Here is a 1,052-nt window from a genome sequence, read left to right as displayed (position 1 = left end):
TTTAATTTTTTTATATTGTTTTTGAAAATAAAAATGCTAAAAAATTTATTACTACCTAAGGAAATAAAATGCATCCTATCTCATCGGCATCTATTGAAAGCTTGCCCAATGAATTGCTGCTCCCTATCTTAGAGGCTTGCGTAGTTCCTTCCTTATTTAGCGTCTGTAAAAGATGGCATCATCTGCTAGCTTCTGAAGTCATGCCCCCTCTTTATAAGAAAATAGGTAAAGTGCATGTTCCTCAAGGAAATGTTAAGGAGCAGGCTCTTATTGTAGATAAGATTTATAAGCTAGAAGAAAAGCTTTCTGAAGCAGCAAAGGTAAATGCAATCTTTAGGCAAATCTTTACTTTAGCCAAGTCTCTTTCAACTTTAGAATTTAAAGTACAAATAGAAGAAAAGAGGTATCCTACTCTGGCAAATTACTCTTCTTATCTCTTAAATATTAATCGCCTTTTGCTTTGGAAAAAACTTCCTGCTGGGGAAGAATACTTGAGCCGAGAAGAAATTAAGCACTTGCCTCTAGAAAAAAAAGGAGAGCTTCTTAGAGATTGGATTGAAAAAAATTGTAAAAACATCATGACTTTAAATTTATCTAGAGCAGTCTTGAGTTCCTTACCCTCAGAAATAGGCCAATTGTCTCAGCTGCAAACGCTTGACTTAAGAGAAAACCAGCTCACCAGTCTTCCAGCAGAAATCGGGCAGCTGTCTCAACTACGAGGCCTTTACTTAAATCAAAACCAGCTCACCGCTCTGCCTGCAGGAATAGGTCAATTGTCTCAGCTGCAAACGCTTTACTTAAATCAAAATCAGCTTACCAGTCTTCCTACAGAAATCGGGCAATTGTCTCAGCTGAAAGGGCTTGGTTTAAGCAAAAACCAACTCACCGCTCTGCCTACAGAAATCGGACAGTTGTTTCAGCTACAATGGCTTGACTTAAATCAAAACCAACTCACTGCTCTGCCTGCAGAAATCGGACAGCTGTCTGAGCTGACACGGCTTTACTTAAATCAAAACCAGCTCACCAGCCTGCCTACAGAAATCGGGCAGTTG

General features: G+C 39.1%; 1 protein-coding gene. It reads left to right on the top strand.

The features are described from left to right. Positions 1-68 precede the first annotated feature (68 nt). Positions 69-1,052 (top strand): leucine-rich repeat domain-containing protein (locus DB42_RS08530; RefSeq protein WP_202965083.1); only part of this gene is annotated, 984 nt, incomplete at its 3' end.

This window comes from Neochlamydia sp. EPS4 (assembly GCF_000813665.1).
Classification (GTDB): domain Bacteria; phylum Chlamydiota; class Chlamydiia; order Chlamydiales; family Parachlamydiaceae; genus Neochlamydia.
Note: the sequence above shows the minus strand (reverse complement) of the source record. Positions and strands in the feature narration are given on the sequence as shown.